15 protein-coding genes are annotated in these 18,569 nt (G+C 35.9%); 8 read left to right on the top strand and 7 right to left on the bottom strand.

The genetic code is table 11. The features are described 5' to 3' along the window. The first annotated feature begins 111 nt into the window (after positions 1 to 111). The 3 genes from BM305_RS01965 to BM305_RS01955 are packed head-to-tail and all read left to right on the top strand — an operon-like array spanning position 112 to position 4,166. Positions 112 to 576 (top strand): MarR family winged helix-turn-helix transcriptional regulator, encoded by a 465-nt coding sequence (locus BM305_RS01965; protein ID WP_092559007.1) that lies wholly within the window; start codon positions 112 to 114, stop codon positions 574 to 576. Next, positions 569 to 2,311: an ABC transporter ATP-binding protein gene (locus BM305_RS01960; protein ID WP_092559006.1), complete on the top strand. Its 1,743-nt coding sequence runs from the start codon at positions 569 to 571 to the stop codon at positions 2,309 to 2,311. Before BM305_RS01965 ends, BM305_RS01960 begins: the two co-directional genes overlap by 8 nt. After that, positions 2,304 to 4,166 carry an ABC transporter ATP-binding protein gene (locus tag BM305_RS01955; RefSeq protein WP_092559005.1) on the top strand — a complete coding sequence of 621 codons (1,863 nt, stop codon included), beginning with the start codon at positions 2,304 to 2,306 and terminating at the stop codon, positions 4,164 to 4,166. Before BM305_RS01960 ends, BM305_RS01955 begins: the two co-directional genes overlap by 8 nt. 5 nt (positions 4,167 to 4,171) lie before the next feature. Here the strand turns inward: BM305_RS01955 and BM305_RS01950 are convergent, their stop codons facing one another. From BM305_RS01950 to BM305_RS01940, 3 genes are all read right to left on the bottom strand, one after another. Next, positions 4,172 to 5,452, bottom strand: a complete 1,281-nt coding sequence (locus BM305_RS01950) for a hypothetical protein (protein ID WP_242940427.1) — start codon at positions 5,450 to 5,452, stop codon at positions 4,172 to 4,174. A gap of 99 nt (positions 5,453 to 5,551) precedes the next feature. Beyond that, on the bottom strand, positions 5,552 to 7,357 hold the full coding sequence (locus BM305_RS01945) for a TPR domain-containing glycosyltransferase (protein ID WP_092559004.1): 1,806 nt from the start codon (positions 7,355 to 7,357) through the stop codon (positions 5,552 to 5,554). Between the two features lie 80 nt (positions 7,358 to 7,437). Beyond that, the gene (locus BM305_RS01940) at positions 7,438 to 7,989 is read right to left on the bottom strand and encodes a DUF6385 domain-containing protein (protein ID WP_092559003.1); all 552 of its coding nucleotides are present in this window, start codon (positions 7,987 to 7,989) and stop codon (positions 7,438 to 7,440) included. Positions 7,990 to 8,180: 191 nt separating this feature from the next. On the opposite strand from BM305_RS01940, the gene BM305_RS01935 reads away from it, so the two are divergent. Next, positions 8,181 to 8,597 carry a DUF6385 domain-containing protein gene (locus BM305_RS01935; RefSeq protein WP_092559002.1) on the top strand — a complete coding sequence of 139 codons (417 nt, stop codon included), beginning with the start codon at positions 8,181 to 8,183 and terminating at the stop codon, positions 8,595 to 8,597. A 38-nt stretch (positions 8,598 to 8,635) separates the two neighbouring features. Here BM305_RS01935 and BM305_RS01930 read toward each other — a convergent pair whose 3' ends face one another. Together BM305_RS01930 and BM305_RS01925 are read right to left on the bottom strand one after the other, a co-directional pair. Beyond that, complete coding sequence (locus tag BM305_RS01930; RefSeq protein WP_092559001.1) at positions 8,636 to 10,648, bottom strand: methyl-accepting chemotaxis protein; 2,013 nt, start codon at positions 10,646 to 10,648, stop codon at positions 8,636 to 8,638. Between the two features lie 226 nt (positions 10,649 to 10,874). Continuing rightward, on the bottom strand, positions 10,875 to 12,869 hold the full coding sequence (locus BM305_RS01925) for a methyl-accepting chemotaxis protein (RefSeq protein WP_092559000.1): 1,995 nt from the start codon (positions 12,867 to 12,869) through the stop codon (positions 10,875 to 10,877). Between the two features lie 196 nt (positions 12,870 to 13,065). Between BM305_RS01925 and BM305_RS01920 the strand changes: the two genes are divergently transcribed. The 4 genes from BM305_RS01920 to BM305_RS01905 all read left to right on the top strand — a co-directional run bounded on the left by BM305_RS01920 (position 13,066) and on the right by BM305_RS01905 (position 14,733). Beyond that, a complete protein-coding gene (locus BM305_RS01920) occupies positions 13,066 to 13,398 on the top strand; it encodes a cupin domain-containing protein (protein ID WP_092558999.1) in 333 nt (110 codons plus the stop codon). A 40-nt stretch (positions 13,399 to 13,438) separates the two neighbouring features. Beyond that, positions 13,439 to 13,906 (top strand): HD domain-containing protein, encoded by a 468-nt coding sequence (locus BM305_RS01915; protein ID WP_242940426.1) that lies wholly within the window; start codon positions 13,439 to 13,441, stop codon positions 13,904 to 13,906. A 91-nt stretch (positions 13,907 to 13,997) separates the two neighbouring features. Beyond that, positions 13,998 to 14,336, top strand: a complete 339-nt coding sequence (locus BM305_RS01910) for a DUF4234 domain-containing protein (RefSeq protein WP_330393398.1) — start codon at positions 13,998 to 14,000, stop codon at positions 14,334 to 14,336. A 19-nt stretch (positions 14,337 to 14,355) separates the two neighbouring features. After that, positions 14,356 to 14,733: a DUF2752 domain-containing protein gene (locus tag BM305_RS01905; RefSeq protein WP_092558997.1), complete on the top strand. Its 378-nt coding sequence runs from the start codon at positions 14,356 to 14,358 to the stop codon at positions 14,731 to 14,733. Positions 14,734 to 14,777: 44 nt separating this feature from the next. On the opposite strand, the gene BM305_RS01900 is transcribed toward BM305_RS01905, so the two are convergent. Continuing rightward, entirely contained in the window at positions 14,778 to 16,289 is a 1,512-nt protein-coding gene (locus tag BM305_RS01900; protein WP_092558996.1) for a T9SS type A sorting domain-containing protein, read from the bottom strand. 25 nt (positions 16,290 to 16,314) lie between these two features. Further along, entirely contained in the window at positions 16,315 to 18,564 is a 2,250-nt protein-coding gene (locus BM305_RS01895) for a DNA gyrase/topoisomerase IV subunit A (protein WP_092558995.1), read from the bottom strand. Positions 18,565 to 18,569: the final 5 nt, after the last annotated feature.

Here is an 18,569-nt window from a genome sequence, read left to right as displayed (position 1 = left end):
AGCTGTCATTACATTTTTTGGATAGACTTTTAGTATTGACATTAAATAATATTGGATATAAAATAGTTCGGTAACGTACTATTTTAAGAGGAAAAACTGTGAGGTGTAAAAATGACTCATGAAGGCAGGATTGGTTTTGAATTAAGAACCTTGGAAAATCAAATACGTCGTAAAATGACAAATCAGATTCGGGAAAATGGAGAGAAGGAACTTACTCTTATGCACCATTGGATCATTGGTTTTCTTTATGAAAATCAAAATAGTGATATTTACCAGAAGGATATTGAATATGAGTTTTGTATTAATCGATCCAGTGCCTCAGGCATACTAACCTTAATGGAAACAAAAGGATTGATTCAAAGAAAAACAGGTTCTCATGATGCCAGATGCAAGAAGCTGGTACTTATGCCAAAGGCAATTGAATTACATAAAAAACATATGGATGCAATTGAAATGCTAGAGGATCAAATCAATCAAAGTCTTACGGAAGAAGAAAGAAGGCAATTTTTAACTATGATAAACAAAATAAAAAAGGGTTTGGGAACCAATTTACAAAGGAGGCAAGATTATGATTAAAAAGCTGGCACAGAGTGTAAGGGAGTATAAGAAGGCTGCTGTACTTGCACCAGTATTTGTAACCATGGAAGTAATCATGGAAGTAATTATCCCGTTGCTTATGGCAAAGCTGATAGACAAGGGGATTGATAAGGGGAACATGTCCTATATTTTGCAAACGGGTATTTTACTTGTAGCTTTATGTGGACTTTCTCTCTCTTTTGGAGCATTGTCTGGCAAGTATGCGGCAAAAGCATCGGCTGGATATGCCAAGAATTTAAGACATGATATTTACTATAATGTACAGAATTTTTCCTTTTCCAATATTGACAAATTCTCTACAGCAAGTATTGTAACAAGACTTACAACTGACATAACAAATGTGCAGAATTCATTTCAGATGATTATCCGGATTGCTGTACGCAGTCCGGCTATGCTTATATTTTCTTTGACAATGGCATTTAGTATTCATGCTAAGCTGTCACTGATTTTTTTAGCAGCAGTGCCTGTATTAGGGTTTGGTCTTTATTTGATTGTGTCATCCGCCCATCCAGTCTTTAAGCATGTATTTCAAGTCTATGATAAGTTAAATACTGTAGTGCAGGAAAACTTATATGGCATTCGTTTAGTCAAAAGCTATGTAAGGGAAAAATTTGAAATCAATAAGTTTGAAAAGGTTTCAGAAAATATTTATAAGGATTTTTCAAAAGCAGAGAAAATATTGGCATTTAATATGCCACTAATGCAATTTTGTATGTATAGCTGTATGCTGCTTATTTCATGGTTTGGTGCAAGGGTAATTGTATTATCTGGGGGAAGTGAATTAACAACTGGGCAGTTGATGAGTCTTATATTATATGCCATGCAGATACTGATGAGTCTGATGATGCTATCCATGGTATTTGTTATGATTATTATTTCCCGTGCTTCAGCGGAGCGTATTGTTGAAATTTTAGACGAACAAAGCGATCTGAGTAATTCAGATCAACCTGTATATCAAGTACAGGATGGTTCGGTATCCTTTCAAAATGTGGATTTTAGTTATGTAAAGGATAAAGACAGGCTATGCCTTTCTGGAATTAATGTAGAAATTAAATCGGGAGAAACCGTAGGCATCATTGGAGGTACTGGCTCATCAAAAACCAGTCTGGTTCAGCTGATTCCCCGGCTTTACGATGTTACAGGCGGTTCTGTTAAAGTAGGTGGTGTTGACGTTAGAGATTATGATATAGAAACATTGCGTAAAGAGGTTGCCGTTGTGCTACAGAAAAATGTGCTTTTTTCTGGGACTATCAAAGAAAATCTTCGTTGGGGAGCAGAGAACGCTACGGAGGAAGAGATGATACATGCTTGTAAGCTGGCACAGGCACATGATTTTATACAAAGCTTTCCAGACGGATACGACACCTATATAGAGCAGGGGGGAACCAATGTATCAGGAGGACAAAAGCAGCGTTTATGCATTGCAAGAGCATTGTTAAGCAGGCCTAAAATACTAATATTAGATGATTCAACCAGTGCAGTTGATACAAAAACAGATGCCATGATACGTAAAGCATTTATAGAAGAAATTCCCAATACAACAAAGTTTATTATTGCCCAGAGAATCTCATCCATAGAAAATGCAGATAAAATTATTGTGTTAGATGGAGGCAGGATTAATGCAATTGGTACCCATTCCAAGCTGCTAAAAGAAAATCCGATTTATCGAGAAGTATATGAGTCACAGGTGAAAGGGGGTATGCAGAATGAATAGAGCAAAACCAGAGAGAAAAACGATAAAGCGTCTGTTGCTGTATTTGAACCAGTATAAAGTAACATTTGGGATGGTATTAGTCTGTATTATTTTAAGTGCATCAGCAGGTGTGGCAGGTTCGCTTTTTTTAGAAACACTAATTGATAAGTATATTTCCCCACTATTACTGGAGGCAAATCCAGTGTTTGATGGACTATGGAAGGCGATTACTTTAATGGCTGCAATTTATCTAATAGGAATCCTTTGTTCTTTTGCCTATAACTGGATTATGGTGGGGATTGCACAGGGAATTTTAAAGAAAATACGTGATGAAATGTTTCAGCATATGCAGACATTTCCAATTAAATATTTTGATACCCATACTCATGGTGATGTAATGAGCTATTACACAAATGATACCGATACGTTGAGACAAATGATTGCCCAGAGCATACCGCAAATGTTTTCTTCCTTAATTACTATTTTGTTTGTTTTTATAGCCATGCTTTTTACAAGCATTTATCTTACCATTTTTGTACTAATTACCATTGGGTTGATGATGGCATGTTCCAAAAAGATTGCTGGTAACAGTGCTGTATATTTTAGAAAACAGCAGAAAGCAATTGGAAACCTGAATGGATTTATTGAAGAGATGATTAATGGTCAGAAGGTTATCAAAGTATTCTGCCATGAAGAAGCAGCAAAGAAAGAGTTTGATGTTCGAAATGATGAATTAAATGAGGTGGCTTATCAGGCTAATAAGTTTGCCAATATATTTATGCCTGTTATGGCAAACTTAGGGAATTTACAGTATGTATTGATTGCCATGATAGGTGGTGCTTTGGCAGTAAATCATGTAGGTGGACTGACTCTGGGGGGAATCGCAGCATTTCTTCAATTGACTAAAAGCTTTACTATGCCGATTAATCAGATGTCACAGCAGATAAATGCAATTGTTATGGCACTTGCAGGTGCATCCAGAATCTTTGAGCTGATTGATGAAAGTCCGGAAACAGACGAAGGATATGTAACTCTAGTAAATGCCAGACAAGAAGTGGAAGAGTTAGTTGAAACGGCAGAACGGACTGGAATCTGGGCATGGAAACATCCTCATGAAGATGGAACCGTAACATATACCAGATTAACGGGAAAAGTAGAGTTTTTTGATGTAGACTTTGGCTATGCAGAAAATAAAATAGTACTTAAAAATGTTTCTTTATATGCTCAGCCAGGACAGAAAATTGCTTTTGTTGGTGCTACAGGTGCAGGTAAAACAACTATTACCAATTTAATCAATCGCTTTTATGACATTGCAGATGGAAAAATACGTTATGACGGAATTAATATTAATAAAATTAAGAAAAGTGATTTAAGACGTTCTCTTGGTATTGTGTTACAAGATACTTTTTTATTTACTGGAACGGTAATGGAGAATATAAAATACGGAAATTTAGATGCAACAGAGGAAGATGTGTACAGAGCAGCAAAGTTAGCCAATGCAGATGATTTTATTCAAAGGCTTCCCAATGGTTATCAGACGATGCTTACTGGAAATGGAGGAAATCTGTCACAGGGACAGAGACAGCTGTTAGCAATTGCAAGAGCCGCTGTGGCAGATCCTCCCGTTATGATACTGGACGAGGCTACATCTAGTATTGATACAAGAACAGAAGCTATTATTCAAAAAGGAATGGATGCATTAATGCAGGGACGGACAGTATTTGTTATTGCTCACCGGCTTTCTACGGTACAAAATTCGGATGCCATTATTGTACTGGAACAAGGACAGATTATTGAACGAGGCAGCCATAATAAACTAATTTCTGAGAAAGGAAAATATTATCAGCTGTACACAGGGGCATTTGAACTGGAGTAAAAAAGTTAAAATAATTCTCGCCAGCTGACAGAAACAGAAGGCTCTGTAGTCGCACTGGATGAGGCAAGAATAGTTAAGGTTTCACCAGGAGCAAGAATTAGATTCAAGCTATCCAGCATAAATTGCAGCGATTCCGTTTTGGCACACTGAAAGGCAAGATAGGATTTTCCACTGCTGGCGGTGTAGGTTCCAGTTGTATCATAAGCTACAACACTGGTACTTGTTGAAATATCGGTATAGCTGGCTCCGCTGAGAGTTGCATTTTTAACCAGACGAAATTGGGCATTTTTTGAACCATCTACGCTGACAGAAACAAAATCCAGCTTAACTCGGACACGGTTTGTCTTTGCTGCGTAGGTGGTTTTATTTTGAATTGTCAGCAGGGCAGTTTCAGTTGTGACACCTGTTTTGGAGGCAGATATACTGTTCCTTATACTGTTTATCGTATTAGGCTGGCCTTCTACAAATGCCATGGCACTAGGAGTCTGCAAGGTAATATTGGTATTATTGGTAGTGTTTTCTGCTTTAGCATAGACAGGAAGTGTTGGATTATAGATACTTGGTTCCGTATTGGCATTGGCATATTGAATCCGGTGGACAAGGATGGCATCTCCAGTAGAAGGGTTTTCAATATAAAATTCAATTATTCCGTACCCCAGCCACTGGTAACGGATGGAATAAACATTGCCCTTTGTGGTATCCAGAGTGACACCTGAAAGACCAGTGCCGTTCATTTTATCTTTATTCCAATCGTTCTGGGAAATCCATTCATCCGTACCCTGCCTTCTTTTTAAGACACCAAAGGAACTGCCGTTATATCCAAAGAAAAATCCATCCGAGCTATCACCTATGCCGATAATCTGTGTGCTTCCAGCTGCTCCTGTAGTAAAAACTGCTGTAAATCGGACAAGTCCACCCATACCAGGAGTATAGGTCAAGGCATTGATTGTTTGAATGGAAGCACTGGAGGAGGCAGCAGCAGTTGTCTGAAGTATGGCTCTACTATTGCTTTGGGTTACGGTTCCAGAACCTGTTGTAGTGCTTGTGATTAGGTTAGGATTTATATTATAATTAAAAGTCCAGCCAGCAGCAGGAGTCAATGTAGCAACCCGTACTTCCCGAAAGGCAGTAAGTGGGATATTCTGAGTTTCGTCATTGGTATTCAGGTTTTTCACGTAGAGAATACCATCATTATCAGATATAAGGGAAATAGGTTCCCCATTATTCGTGCTATAAAGCAGGACTTTTAAAGTCTCTGGATTAGAATTAAATACAAAATTATTCATATGACTTTCCTTGCAAATTAGTTTATTTAATGTCATAATATGAAAAAAATAAGGTTCATGTTCTTATATTGTTTATCATTATAAGAAAAATTCTGTGCTTTAGTACATGGTTGCCAGAAAATCTAAAGAACGAATGTCTATCACATCTAAATCCCGAAGGGATTTAATAAAAGTTTTACGTGCCATTTCTTGATAGCCATTCTTTTCATACAGCCGGGCTAACTCTAATAATACTACATTAGTCTCCAGTCTGTTTAATAAATAAACATATTTTTCAAAAAGATCAAATGATTTTATTTTTAACAATTTATCCAGAAAATCAAAAATAAGTGGCAGATAGATACCAGGGTCATCTTCTTCTGTAAAAAGAGTGTCTTTTTTATCCAAATGAAGATTATAAATTTCCTGATAAATTTTTAAAAGGTTTGGGGTACCCTTTGTTTCTATTTGCTGAATAAGAGAATCCAGTTTATCCTGCTGTTCCATAAGATTTAGAGTAAACAAATATTTCAAGCTTTCCAAGTCGATATCCTTTAATATTTCACTAGTACAGCTGATATCCAGTACTTGTTGAAAGCAATCAATTGCCAGTGGATTTTCTTGTAAATAGAAATGAAGCTTTCCTCTTAAAAAGAGTATTTCAACAGAAGAGGGATGTGTACGGCTAAGCTGCTGAAGCAGTTCATTAGCTGTTTCATATAACTGTTCTGATATTAAAATATCGATATATAGGACAGAATCTGGCAAGGAATCAGATAAATAATGAGCCAGTTCTTCCGCAGTTTTCTTTTCTTCCTTGTGTTTTTTATGCAGCAGTGCAGCAATATCATATAAAACCTGAGGCGTTTTTTTGTCTAAGTAAAAGGACTGGGAAAAGCAGTAGATTGCTCTGTCTAAGTCATTTAAGCGCCGGTAAATATCTGCTTTCATCAGATATGGTTTATAAGTGGAGCAGCCATCTAAAAAGGTAAGCAGAAGAGGGGAAGGTCCCATTTTTATACATTGGTCAAAGGTATCCAGTGCCATAGTATACTGATGCATGTTAAAAAAAAGAATACCTTTGCAGTATACAATATCCGTAAAGGAGGGATATTGTGTAAGTATTTCATCTGCCAAAAGAATGGCTTCTTCATTTCTCTTTAAAATGGTGCAGCAAATAATCATTCTATAATACAAATAAGGTGCAAAGGCAGGGTTTTTAGATAAATGCTGGCGTGATAACGAATAAATTTCAAATGCTTTTTCAAGCTGATGTGCTGCCAAATATTCATTTCCTAGATTAAATAGATAGAAAGCATTTTCGGGATCGTCTTTTAACTGTTCTTCAATAATGGGTATATTTCGTGCCCGTTTATCTTTTTCTGCCACTACGTCAATCAGATAGCCGTAGTGATGAATAACAATGGGAGAGGCTTCAAAAGGAAGACTAGTTACCTGCTGATCAGAAGATACAATTTGCTCGTGAATGGCTCCTTTAAAAGTATAGCCTTTATGATTTTTTAATAGACGAAATGCATGATGAATAGAAAAATCTTTGTCCTTTAGATGACCAGTATAATTATATATGGTAAACAGATATCCATCATAAGGAGATTCATTAATTAATTGAATAAAATCATCTAAATAGTTTCTATCAAAAATTTCATCCCCATCTAATAATAAAATCCAGTCAGAACTGGCTTTACTAATGGAAAAGTTTCGTGCGTTGGCAAAATTATTATCCCATTGGTAGTGAAAAATTTTAGCTCCAAAGCTTTCACCAATGAGAAGGGTATTATCGGTAGAACCGGTATCCACAAGTATAATTTCATCAATAATACCCTTCACACTATTTAGGCATTCTGTTAAATAGTTTTCTTCATTCTTTACAATCATACAGAGACTAACTGTTTTTTCTCGATTCATATGAATTCATCAACTCCTATTAGTTATGACATGATAAGAACATTCATAAACTAATATATGCAGGTGAATTCTAAAGTAGATTAAGATTGTGCATTTACATAAGCTGTCAGTGCACCAGCTGCATCAGAACCAATGCATACAAGTTCTGCATAATGAGCATGAGTAGGCAGTTCAATAATGGTACTAGTACCTTCAGCAAGCAAGATAGAACCATATTTATCATCAGGAATATAATAAGTCTGGGTTGTAGTTGGGCTTAAATTTAATGCAACGGTAATATTACCGGTACCCACATTGTATAAGAACATAGAAGCAACTTTATATTTGGAGATTTCACTATCAGCAAGGACTGTAACACTTGTTAAGCCAACAACAGCATCTGTAACAGAAACGGTATCGTAGAAGTTACTTTCAACTGTCAGGTTAGAGCTGCTTGTAAGGTTAACACGTAAGCTTCCAGTGTCGTCAACCTCTAATGGAGTAATAACAGAAGCATCATCAACTGCATACAGTAAGGTTTTCAATTCGCCGGAATCGGCAACAGCTAAAATCTGAGAATCGCCAGTGGTGTTCGAACCATAAATTTCAGTTTTTAATTCGGATGCAGTGTTATTAAAAATTAAATTATTCATAGTATTACCTCTTTCATAAAAATTAATATTACATCATGTGCAATATTATGTTATGAAAAATATATGAAAAGGTGATTTATTTGTAATAATTTGAAAAGACCATAAAAAGTCAACAAACAACAATATTAGGAATACAATATATTAGTTTGTAATGTTCGGCTAAATGTCATTAGATGAGGAGAAGAATAAATATGAAAGACTTTAATACTCATATTTCAAATAGAGTGGAGCAGTTTAATTATGACGAAACTTATAGAAATGGAATTATAAGAATGGCAAGGTTTGAAAAAAAGGGTAAATTTGGTTCCTATCGTTATCGAATTATGTTGACACAGGAGGGAAAGGCAAAAATACTTTTTGATTGCTCCAATTGCTCTTTATTTACGATTTCAGTAATGAATATAAGTTGCAAACAGATGGAAGCACATCTGGAATTGTCCCCAGATGGATTTTATTTTAATACAGACAATAATTTTTCGAAAAGAAAAATCAAAAAAGGTAAAATGGAATTATTTCCTGGAATTATATTTATGAGATATACGGCAATTGTAATAGAAGGCTTTCCTTATACAGAGGCAGAAATATATATTCAGTGTCAATATATATAGGAGTAACTAATTATGAATAACTAGTTACTCCTAAGAAATTAAAATTTGAAGTTGGATATTAATAGCTGTAGTTCTTGAGCAATATTTGCCAGTCCTTCTGAAGAAGTAGCCAAATCCTGAATATTTGCAGTTTGTTCTTCTAAAGAAGAGGAGGATTCTTGTGCCCCAGCAGCATTTTCTTCGGATACAGCAGATAAATTTTGAGTCAATTCAATAATTTTATCTTTATTCTGTGTCATAAGCTTTGCTGAAGCATTTAATTTTTCAATGACTTCTTTAATTAAATCAATTGCTTCTGCAATACCTTTGAATTTTTCTTCTGTTTCTTGTACACTTTCATTTTGAGAATCAACGAGTTGCTGTACGTCAGTAATTGTCTGGACAGCACTTTCAGACTTAGATTTTAATTCCGTAATTACAGTTCTGATTTCGCTTGTGAAATTATTGGATTCTTCAGCAAGCTTCCGAATTTCTTCTGCAACTACCGCAAAGCCTTTTCCAGCCTCACCAGCTCTTGCCGCTTCTATCGCCGCATTTAAAGCTAACAAATTAGTCTGGTCTGCAATGCTTTGAATCATGGAACTTGCACTCTCAATTTTTTCTGCACTTTCATTATTACTTAAAATAACATCATATACAGAATGGGATGCTTCACTATTTTGTTTTGACTTATCAATCAGTATTTTAAGAATCTGAAAGCCTTCTTCTTTTTCATGGTTAATGTCCATAGCAGCCTTATTCAGTTCTGAAAGATATAGCGCATCCTGCTCAAGTAAATCCCCAAGTTCTTTTACATTGAGAGCTGTGGTCTCTGTGTCAGCTGCCTGTGTGGTGGCACCTTGTGCAATTTCTTCAATGGTCTTTGCCACTTGTTCTGCCGCAAGTGCAGTTTGTTCAGTAGTGGCAGTAAGTTCTTCAGAAGAAGCCGCTACCTGTTGGGCTGAGTCTGAAGTTTTAATAATTAAATCCCGGACATTGTGCTGCATGGTATGAAGAGATACTATCATTTGTCCAAGTTCATCTTTTCGTTTCTTAAACTTCTCAGTCTGAGCATCTTCCTCTTGCGAAAAATCTAAGTTTGACTGCTTCTCAAGCACTTTTGTAACCATAACAATTGGCCGGGCAATTGTCCTGCTAACAAAGTAGGTAGTGACTGTTCCCAGAATAGTCATTAAGATAGCAAGACCGACCAATGTATATACTATAGTGTTTATTTCATGAAAAATTTCACTTTTAGAAAGAACCAAAATCATAAACCAAGGTGTATTTGGAATCGGTGCATATCCACAAAGAAGTTTTTCGCCGTGAAAACTGTAGCTGCCTGTTCCCACATTCCCTAGCGAAATATGTTCTGAAAATAACTCTGAGAAACCTTCTGGACTGGTAGCTTCTCGAACTTCCTCTGTAGCATTGAGCTGTTCTAATACTAAATCAGAATTAGGGTGGCCAACGAGAGTTGCAGAAGTATTAACCATGTATCCATAACCCGTTTCTCCATATTTAAATGTAGAAGCAATTTCGCTTAAAACCGTACCAGATCTCCTTCCGTATAATACGCCACACAATGTTCCCTTTTGAAAAACGGGAGTTGCAAAAATTACTACTGGTTCACCAGTAACACGGCTTATAAGAATATCCGATACATTTGCCTCACCATTCAGTGCTTTATTATAATATTCTCTGTCACTAATATTCAATGTATCTCCGGAACTGTTTAGTGTTACACTGTTTCCATTCAAATCCGCCAGTGCAAAGGCAAGATAGCCTGCTCGTTCTGCTTCTGCTTCAAAAAAAGCAATTCTTTCTTCATGTGTTACATTCGGATCATTTATCAGTGGATTTTGTGCCAATCCTTGCAAGTAACTTAGTTGCTCTTGTACTTTCATGTCTACATATTCTGCTTTTGCATTTGCAATTAGTTTTAAATCATAATGTGCATTATCTAGTAAATTATTACGAATTAATAATATGGTAATCCCTCCTGACAGTCCAACGACCATCAGTATCGTTAATGTAAATACGACAATTAATCTAGTCTTGATTGATTTCATATAATTGTTCACTCCTTAAAATATTTTAAGTATTAGCACTATGCTTCTTAAAGTATCCTGCGTCTTGAAAATAAAAGTGCTGACTGGGTGAATACAATTATATCAAAAAAATGACAGAATAACTAGTGTTTAATTATGACATTTAGAAGAATAATATGTAATTTGCAATAGAAAAACCCCTCAAAGTCAAAGAAATAGACTTTGAGGGGAGTGGGATAAGGAAGAATTACAATTTAAATTTCTTAATTTCCGTCATCATCTGAGCAGTATTAGCACCTAGATTGCTGGCGGAATTTGCTACATTTTCCGAAGAACTGGCCATCTCCTCAGAAGAAGCAGATATCTCTTCGGTAGAAGCAGAAGTTTCTTCTGAAATTGCAGAAATATCTTCCACCTTTCTTAAAATATCTTGTTTTTCTACATTAATTTTTTCAGCTGCAATGTTGACTGTTGTAATGTTTGGAAGCACTTCTTCTACTGCTTTCACAATACGATTAAAGGAGTCAACTGTATTATGAATGACGCTGGTCTGATTTGAAAATTCTTCGCCAACAGAATTCGTTGCCTGAATCATTTGTGTATTCTCATTATAAATCGTAGCAATTAATGCGGAAATGTCAATAGAAGATTCCTTGGCCTGCTCAGCAAGTTTCCGGATTTCCTCTGCAACAACGGCAAAGCCTTTTCCAGATTCACCAGCTCTTGCAGCTTCAATAGCAGCATTTAAGGATAATAAATTGGTTCTATCGGATATTTCATTAATTAAATTTGTAATTTCATGTATTTCACTAATATTTTCACCTAATCGCATAATGCCTGTTTTAAATTGAGAAAAGGTCTGGTTTGTATTCTGTACAGAACCTGCCAAATCCAACATATTTTTATTACTGTCAGCAGATAATGTCATAATATCCTGGGTGTGCTGGTCTATTGTTTTTATGTCATCTGAAATTTTTTCAATGGCATTGGAGAATTCGTTAAAGCTATCAGCAATTAATACAAGAGAATCTGTTTGTGTAATAGTTCCTTTTGTGATTTCCTGTATGGAGGCGGCCACAACATTAGAAGAAGAACTCATTTGCTGTGCAACTGCTGATAAGCTTTGGGCATCAGCGTCAATCTCTCCGGAATGGACGGTCATAGATTTCAGCATATCCCTTACGGACTGCTGCATAGTATGGACAGCCTGCAGCATTTGTCCGACTTCATCTTTCATACAAAGATGTTTCTCAGAAATAGTACAAGAAAAATCACCATGAGACATTGGTAAAATGTAATTTGTTGCAAGCTGAATTCTATTGGTTATATTTCTGGCAATAAAATATACAATAAAAAAAGAAAGTATTAAGAAAGCAGCAGCAAATACACATCCTATCTGGATTAATTCAGTTAGTTCGGATAGCAGCTCATCCCTTTGGACAGCAATACCAAGAGACCAGGTTGTACCATTGACTGGACAATAAACCATAAATTTCTTTACACCATTATATACATAATTTCCAGAACCAGTCTCGCCATTCACCATCTTTTTTTCTAACTCCACAACCTGGGTCAGGCTTTTATCTGTTTCAACATTTACAAAATCATTGTCCATATTTATAACAAGCTCCTGGTTGTAGTGGGCAATTTTAACTCCTTGCTTGTTAAGGAGAAATCCCCGGCCCGTTTTTCCGAAGGTAATATCATTGACCAGGTTACTGATTTCAGAATCATTTTTTGTGGATGTCAGTACTCCGATTACGGTATTATTTTTCATAATAGGAACGGCATAGGATACAACAACTATGCCATCAGCATCACTCATATAGGGATCAGAAACAGTAGATACTCCTGCGGCAGCATTTTTAAAAAAGTCTAGTTCAGAAATATTTCCGCTGGAATGATCGGTATAAGTTATATTGCCTTCTAAGCTGGCAATTCCCATTTTATTATATTGGTATTTTTCAACAAATGCAGAAATAGAAGCCAATTGTTGTGTAGTTGATACAGTAGAATCTGTAAGTGTGGTATTGGATGCAATCAATTCCAAAATAGTTAACTGCTCCTTAATACGGCTTTCAATTAATTTGGAGCTTTCTGCTGCCAGTGAATTCATTACATTACTGGCGGTGTTTTCTAAAGCCTTTGAAGCCATTATAAGTACAAGTGTGCTAAGACCTAAAATAACACATGCAATCAAACTTGTTGATAGTGAGATTAATTTTGTTTTAATGCTTTTCATAATAGTTTTCCTCTCTAGTAACCTCTTTTGTTTAGTGACCTAATTAATTATATTTACCGTCATGAATAAGTCAATATAATCATGCAAATAATGTAGAACAATAAATGGAAAAAACCTTCTGTGTAACATACGTTACAGAAAAACATATTGACATTTGTTATATTTTATTTATAAAATTTTTGATAGGAGGCACAAAATGAAAGAGATAATGAAAAATATTTCAAAAGCAGAGGTACTGGTGCTGAAAGAGCAGGCAGCATATATGGAAAATCAAGTAGTGAGCAAGACCTTAATTCAAAATTCTAATGTGAGTATGACGTTATTTGCATTTGATAAGACAGAAGAGATCAGCAGCCATGAGTCAAAAGGAGATGCCTTTGTAGTTTGCCTGGATGGGGTTGGTGAGATTACAATTGATGATAAAAAATTCAGGCTGGAGGAAGGTCAAAGTATCGTAATGCCAGCAGGACATCCACATGCTGTATATGCAGAAGAAAAATTTAAGATGCTGTTGGTTGTAGTGTTTTAATGGAGAAGGAAAGGGTGGATATGGAATGATAAATACACTGATGAGTGAGATGATAAAATATTATGCTGGAGATCCAAAGCGGATCCAGCATTTTATTAAGGTACATAGTTTTTCTAAATTAATAGGGGAACTGGAGGAAGTGCCTTCTGATGTGCTGGAGCAATTAGAGGCAGCAGCACTGGTACATGATATCGGAATTAAGCTTTGTGAAGAAAAATACGGAAATTGCAATGGAAAGCTTCAGGAAAAGGAGGGTCCTGAAGCTGCCAGGCAGCTATTAGAAAGGGTTGGATATTCCACTAAGATAATTGATAGAGTATGTTACTTAGTAGGACATCACCATACCTATAACGAGATTACAGGACAGGACTATCAGATTTTGGTGGAAGCAGATTTTCTTGTAAATATGTATGAAGATCAGTTAGAAGAAAAGGCTGTTAAAATCGCATTTGAAAAGATTTTTAAAACAAAGTCGGGTAAAAAAATTTGTAGGGAAATGTTTCTTTAGAAATATGGAAAATCATTGACAGTATAGCATAAATAAGTTATTATAAAAAAGTAAAAAAATAATAAAAAAAATATAAAGGGGACAGTGAAAAATGATTACACAAAGAAACATTGCGCTATGTATTATTTTAACACTTATTACTTGTGGAATCTATGGACTATACTGGATGATCTGCTTAAACAGCGATTCGCAGATAGTATCAAAGGATACAGGAGTATCAGGCGGTTTATTAATTTTATTATCAATCGTTACTTGTGGAATTTATACTATCTACTGGATGTATAAATTAGGCGATAGAATTGATATGGCAAAAGCAAGCCGTGGAGTGACTAGTGCTAATACAGGTGTGTTATATCTAGTGCTTACTATTTTTGGATTGAGTATCATTTCATATTGCTTGGCTCAAAACGAGTTAAATAAATTAGCATAATTAGTATGACATCAGAGAAATGAAAAAACGATTTTTTCGAGTGGTGCAAAGAATAGGAATCCTTACTTTAATTGGATTGCTCTATGCGTTTTTTATTAAGTTAACAAGAATCAGCATCCCTTGCGTTTTTTATGAAATAACAGGGAAAAGGTGTCCGGGGTGCGGAAGTACCAGAATGATGATGGCTTTTATACAGGGTAAACCGAAAGAAGCGGTTCACTATAATATTGGAGTAGTCATTTTGTTACCATTTCTTTTTGTTCTCTTGGTTTGGGTATTATATGGATACATAAAAACAGGGAAAAAGAAAATAAGTTTTGCACAGAATATTATTATATGGATTATGGTTTTCTATTTAATTGTGTATACCATTATCCGGAATATAATAGGCATATAAAAAGAGGCTCGAGGGAGCCTCTTTTTATATGAAATAAAGGTATTTTACTTGGTTTTTATAGAAACCTTATAGGGTGTCCAGGAATAAGTTGAAGAAGATGTTACTACCTTTACATAATAGGTTCCAGGGGATAAGGTTATGGTTTTGCTGCTGCTTTTCGTCTGGTTGTTCAGTTCAGTAATTTTTTTGCCCTTCTTGTTATAAATTAAGATTTTCCAGGTTACATTTTCCGATACACTATGTGAAAATGTAATGGTGGTTTGGCCCTTCTTTGAAACCATAAATGTATAATAATCTTTATCGGTATTAGAAGAAGAATTGCCATATATATAACCGGTTACTGAGGAGGTTCTTTTGGTTAATTTAATGGTATCAGCAGTACGTAAACTGCCGTTTCCCTCGCTTTCCCAGTAACTTGACTTCTTAAAAGTGAATTTCATCTGGTAAGAAGCATCTGAATAAGTGGTATATTGATAAGGACAGCATACGGAAAAGTAATAAGTTCCTTTGGCTAACCCAATTTTAGTAGAAGTCAGTGCGGTATTTCGATTATAATAACTAAAAATAGGTGTTTTGTCCTTTTTGTAAAGAGTAATTTTCCAGGCGTGTCTATCCTCATAAGCATTTAAAAATTGAAATGAGAATGATCCATTTGCTGAAACGGTGAATTTATAATAATCAATATCACTATTTACATACAAATTTCCAGTGTAAGCTTTTCCTGTTTTTATTACATCAGCTGTGGAAAAACTATTATTTGATTCTGATTCATAAGCAGCAGAGACCTTGAAGTTTACACGAATAGAATAAGTCTGGCTTGTATAAGTAGTATATTTGTAAGGACAAGTCACATGCACATAATAAGTACCGCTGGAAATTCCGTAGCAGGAAGTAGAGTCTGTGGCAGCGCTGCTGTAAAAGGATTTTATAGGCGACATGGCAGAGTCGTAAAGAGTAATACTCCAGCTGTCTGCCTCAGCTGCTTCATGTAAAAAATCAAAGGAAAAACAGCCGTTTTTTGATGGGGCAAAGGAAAACCAGTCCTCATCCTGGTTGTTATACAAATTGCCTGAATAAAGTTTATTCACTTTTATGGCATTTGCATCAGAAGAAACATTGTTTCCTTCTTGTTCCCAGGTATCTGTAATGGTAAAGCTGACCTTCAAATGGTAAGTCTGTTTTGTGTATGTGGAATATTGATAAGGACAAGTTATTTTTATGGAATAACTGCCCTCGGAAAGTCCATAAGAAGGAGAAACCAGCTTTGTTTTATCATTGTAGGATGAAAAAACAGGCAGGGAATTTTTATCATATAAAGTGATGCTCCAGCTTTCGGAATTTATAGTCTCATGAAAAAATTCCAGAGAAAGAACGCCACTTTCTTCTAAAGTAAAAGTATACCAGTTCTCATCACTGTTAGTAGTCAATGAGTCTGAAATTTCCTGATTCAACTGAATTGTTTGTGTATCTGCGGCATATACCATACTATCTGATAAAAAAAGCACACAAAGAAAAAGTGGCAGGTAAATCAGATTCAAAAGTATTTTTCTTTTCATACTATCATCCTTTCCTAAAATATAGTTACTCCAATTGAGCCCGTTGTCCTTTTGCACCTCGCTTTCGCAGTTTCACCTTCTTTGCCTTCAATACCTTGTCCTGATAAGTAAAAATTTCCTGGTCAGATGGTAAAGCATTACTATAGCAGACGTAATCAGAAGGTTCCAAAGTAATTGCCTTGACACCTCGGCTGTTTTTCTTTAATTCACTTACTTCATCCAGAGAAAATCCCAAAGAAAGCCCTTTCTCCGTGAGCAGAATTACTTTCATGTTTCCCGACAGCATCTGTGCACCAGACAGTATCGTAATACCTGTCATACAATCGTCATCTTCTAATTTGGTGGCAGCAACTACAGAGCGGTTGGTTTCGTATTCCGCGCCAGATACCAATTTTATATAGCCGTGCCGTGTTGTAATTAAAAGCTGGGATTCAAACAATGCCTCAAAGGATAGATAAACTAAAACATCTTCTTTACCAAGCTTGCATAAATTGTGAATTAGTGTTCCTTTGTCACGAATTTTACATTTAGGAATTTGCATTGCCTTAATCTGGTACATATTACCCTGAGCAGTAAAGAGGCAGAGCTTATCTGTATTTTTCATAAATACGGAGTGTGTAAACTCTTTTAAGGTATCCTCATTTAAACGTGCATAGCTGGCAGAGTCAATAGACTTAGTATAGCCAAAACGGTCTACTAGGATATATAAGTCTTCTTCCTTTACTTCCTCAATATATTCAGCCAATTCAGTATTCATGAGAAGAGTTTTTCTTTCTCTAAAAAACAACTTTCGATATGTTTTCAGCCGGCTCTTTATTACTTTGTACAGTTCCTTTTTACTTCCCAGAACTTTCATGTAATGTTCTATATCTGCAATTAAAGTATCACTTTCTTCATGAAGCTTTAAAATTTCAAGTCCAATTAATTTGCTTAATTGCATGGTCAATATAGCATCAGCCTGCCGTTCACTAAAATCAAAAGCAGAGGCTTCCTTTCTGGAACCTTCTGATTTGAAACGGATATCAGCAGTAACCCCGTGGATTAGACATTCCTTTGCCTGCTTAATGGAAGAACTGCCTCTTAGTACTTCAATAATCAAATCAATTACATCTGTAGCACGGATTAACCCCTTTACAATTTCTAATCGTTGATTTGCCTTGTGAAGTAAATGCTCATATTCCTTTGTATATAATTCCTCCTGAAATTGAACAAACTCCTCAATTAAGGATTTTAGATGAAATACAATGGGCTGTTTTTCTTTTACTGCCAGCAAATTAATGCTGTACGTATCTTCCAAGGCAGTTTTTTTATATAACCCATTCATTAGGTTTTCAATATTGCGATCCTTCTTTACTTCTATTACAATCCGGATTCCTTCTTTCGAGGATTCATCCCGGACATCATAGATTTCATCAAAAACCTTATCTTTCATAAGAGAAACTAGATTTTCAACCAGCTTTGTTTTATTCCCTGCAACAGTATATGGTATTTCTGTAATCACAATATTTTTTCTGCCGTTGTCACTAGTTTCAATTTCTGCTTTTGCTCGAATTTTAATGCGTCCTTCACCACACTGGTAAATAGTTTTTAAATCGTCTGCATTGATAATCGCTCCACCAGTAGGAAAATCTGGTGCCTTAATATAATTCATAAGTTCATCAAGAGAGATGGAGGGATTATCCATATAGGCTACTACGCCATCGATTACCTCGGCAGGATTGTGCGGTGGAATATTAGTTGCCATACCTACTGCAATGCCAGTTGTCCCATTAATCAGAAGATTTGGAATCATAGCTGGAAGTACAGAGGGTTCACGCTCACTTTCATCAAAGTTAGGTACAAATTCTACCAGACCTTTTTCCAGATGATCAAGCATGGTCATAGCACCAGCAGAAAGGCGTGCTTCGGTGTAACGCATGGCAGCAGCACCATCCCCATCTATGGAACCAAAATTCCCATGACCGTCTACCAAAGGAATTGGAAGGGAATAATCTTCAGACATATGAACGAGTGCATCATAGATAGACGTATCACCGTGAGGGTGGTATTTACCCATGGTATCACCAACGATACGGGCACTTTTTCGATGTGGTTTGTCCGGAAACAAGGAAAGCTCTTTCATCGCGTATAAAATTCTCCGCTGTACGGGTTTTAAGCCATCCCTTACGTCTGGAAGGGCACGTGCAATAATTACGCTCATGGCATAATCCCTGTAGGAATTCCGCATTTCCTCCGAAAAATCCAGTTGAATTATATTTTCAGTAGTTTTACTCATATTAG

The sequence above is a fragment of the Anaeromicropila populeti genome (assembly GCF_900112775.1).
GTDB lineage: Bacteria > Bacillota > Clostridia > Lachnospirales > Lachnospiraceae > Anaeromicropila_A > Anaeromicropila_A populeti.
The sequence above is the reverse complement of the archived record's forward strand: the minus strand, read 5'-3'. Positions and strand labels throughout refer to the sequence as shown.

Coding starts and splice junctions, on each gene's coding strand:
- BM305_RS01950 (WP_242940427.1), bottom strand. CDS start 5,452: ATGAATAATTTTGTATTTAATTCTAATCCAGAGACTTTAAAAGTCCTG.
- BM305_RS01920 (WP_092558999.1), top strand. CDS start 13,066: ATGAAAGAGATAATGAAAAATATTTCAAAAGCAGAGGTACTGGTGCTG.
- BM305_RS01965 (WP_092559007.1), top strand. CDS start 112: ATGACTCATGAAGGCAGGATTGGTTTTGAATTAAGAACCTTGGAAAAT.
- BM305_RS01945 (WP_092559004.1), bottom strand. CDS start 7,357: ATGAATCGAGAAAAAACAGTTAGTCTCTGTATGATTGTAAAGAATGAA.
- BM305_RS01955 (WP_092559005.1), top strand. CDS start 2,304: ATGAATAGAGCAAAACCAGAGAGAAAAACGATAAAGCGTCTGTTGCTG.
- BM305_RS01910 (WP_330393398.1), top strand. CDS start 13,998: ATGATTACACAAAGAAACATTGCGCTATGTATTATTTTAACACTTATT.
- BM305_RS01925 (WP_092559000.1), bottom strand. CDS start 12,869: ATGAAAAGCATTAAAACAAAATTAATCTCACTATCAACAAGTTTGATT.
- BM305_RS01935 (WP_092559002.1), top strand. CDS start 8,181: ATGAAAGACTTTAATACTCATATTTCAAATAGAGTGGAGCAGTTTAAT.
- BM305_RS01905 (WP_092558997.1), top strand. CDS start 14,356: ATGAAAAAACGATTTTTTCGAGTGGTGCAAAGAATAGGAATCCTTACT.
- BM305_RS01895 (WP_092558995.1), bottom strand. CDS start 18,564: ATGAGTAAAACTACTGAAAATATAATTCAACTGGATTTTTCGGAGGAA.
- BM305_RS01940 (WP_092559003.1), bottom strand. CDS start 7,989: ATGAATAATTTAATTTTTAATAACACTGCATCCGAATTAAAAACTGAA.
- BM305_RS01960 (WP_092559006.1), top strand. CDS start 569: ATGATTAAAAAGCTGGCACAGAGTGTAAGGGAGTATAAGAAGGCTGCT.
- BM305_RS01930 (WP_092559001.1), bottom strand. CDS start 10,648: ATGAAATCAATCAAGACTAGATTAATTGTCGTATTTACATTAACGATA.
- BM305_RS01900 (WP_092558996.1), bottom strand. CDS start 16,289: ATGAAAAGAAAAATACTTTTGAATCTGATTTACCTGCCACTTTTTCTT.
- BM305_RS01915 (WP_242940426.1), top strand. CDS start 13,439: ATGAGTGAGATGATAAAATATTATGCTGGAGATCCAAAGCGGATCCAG.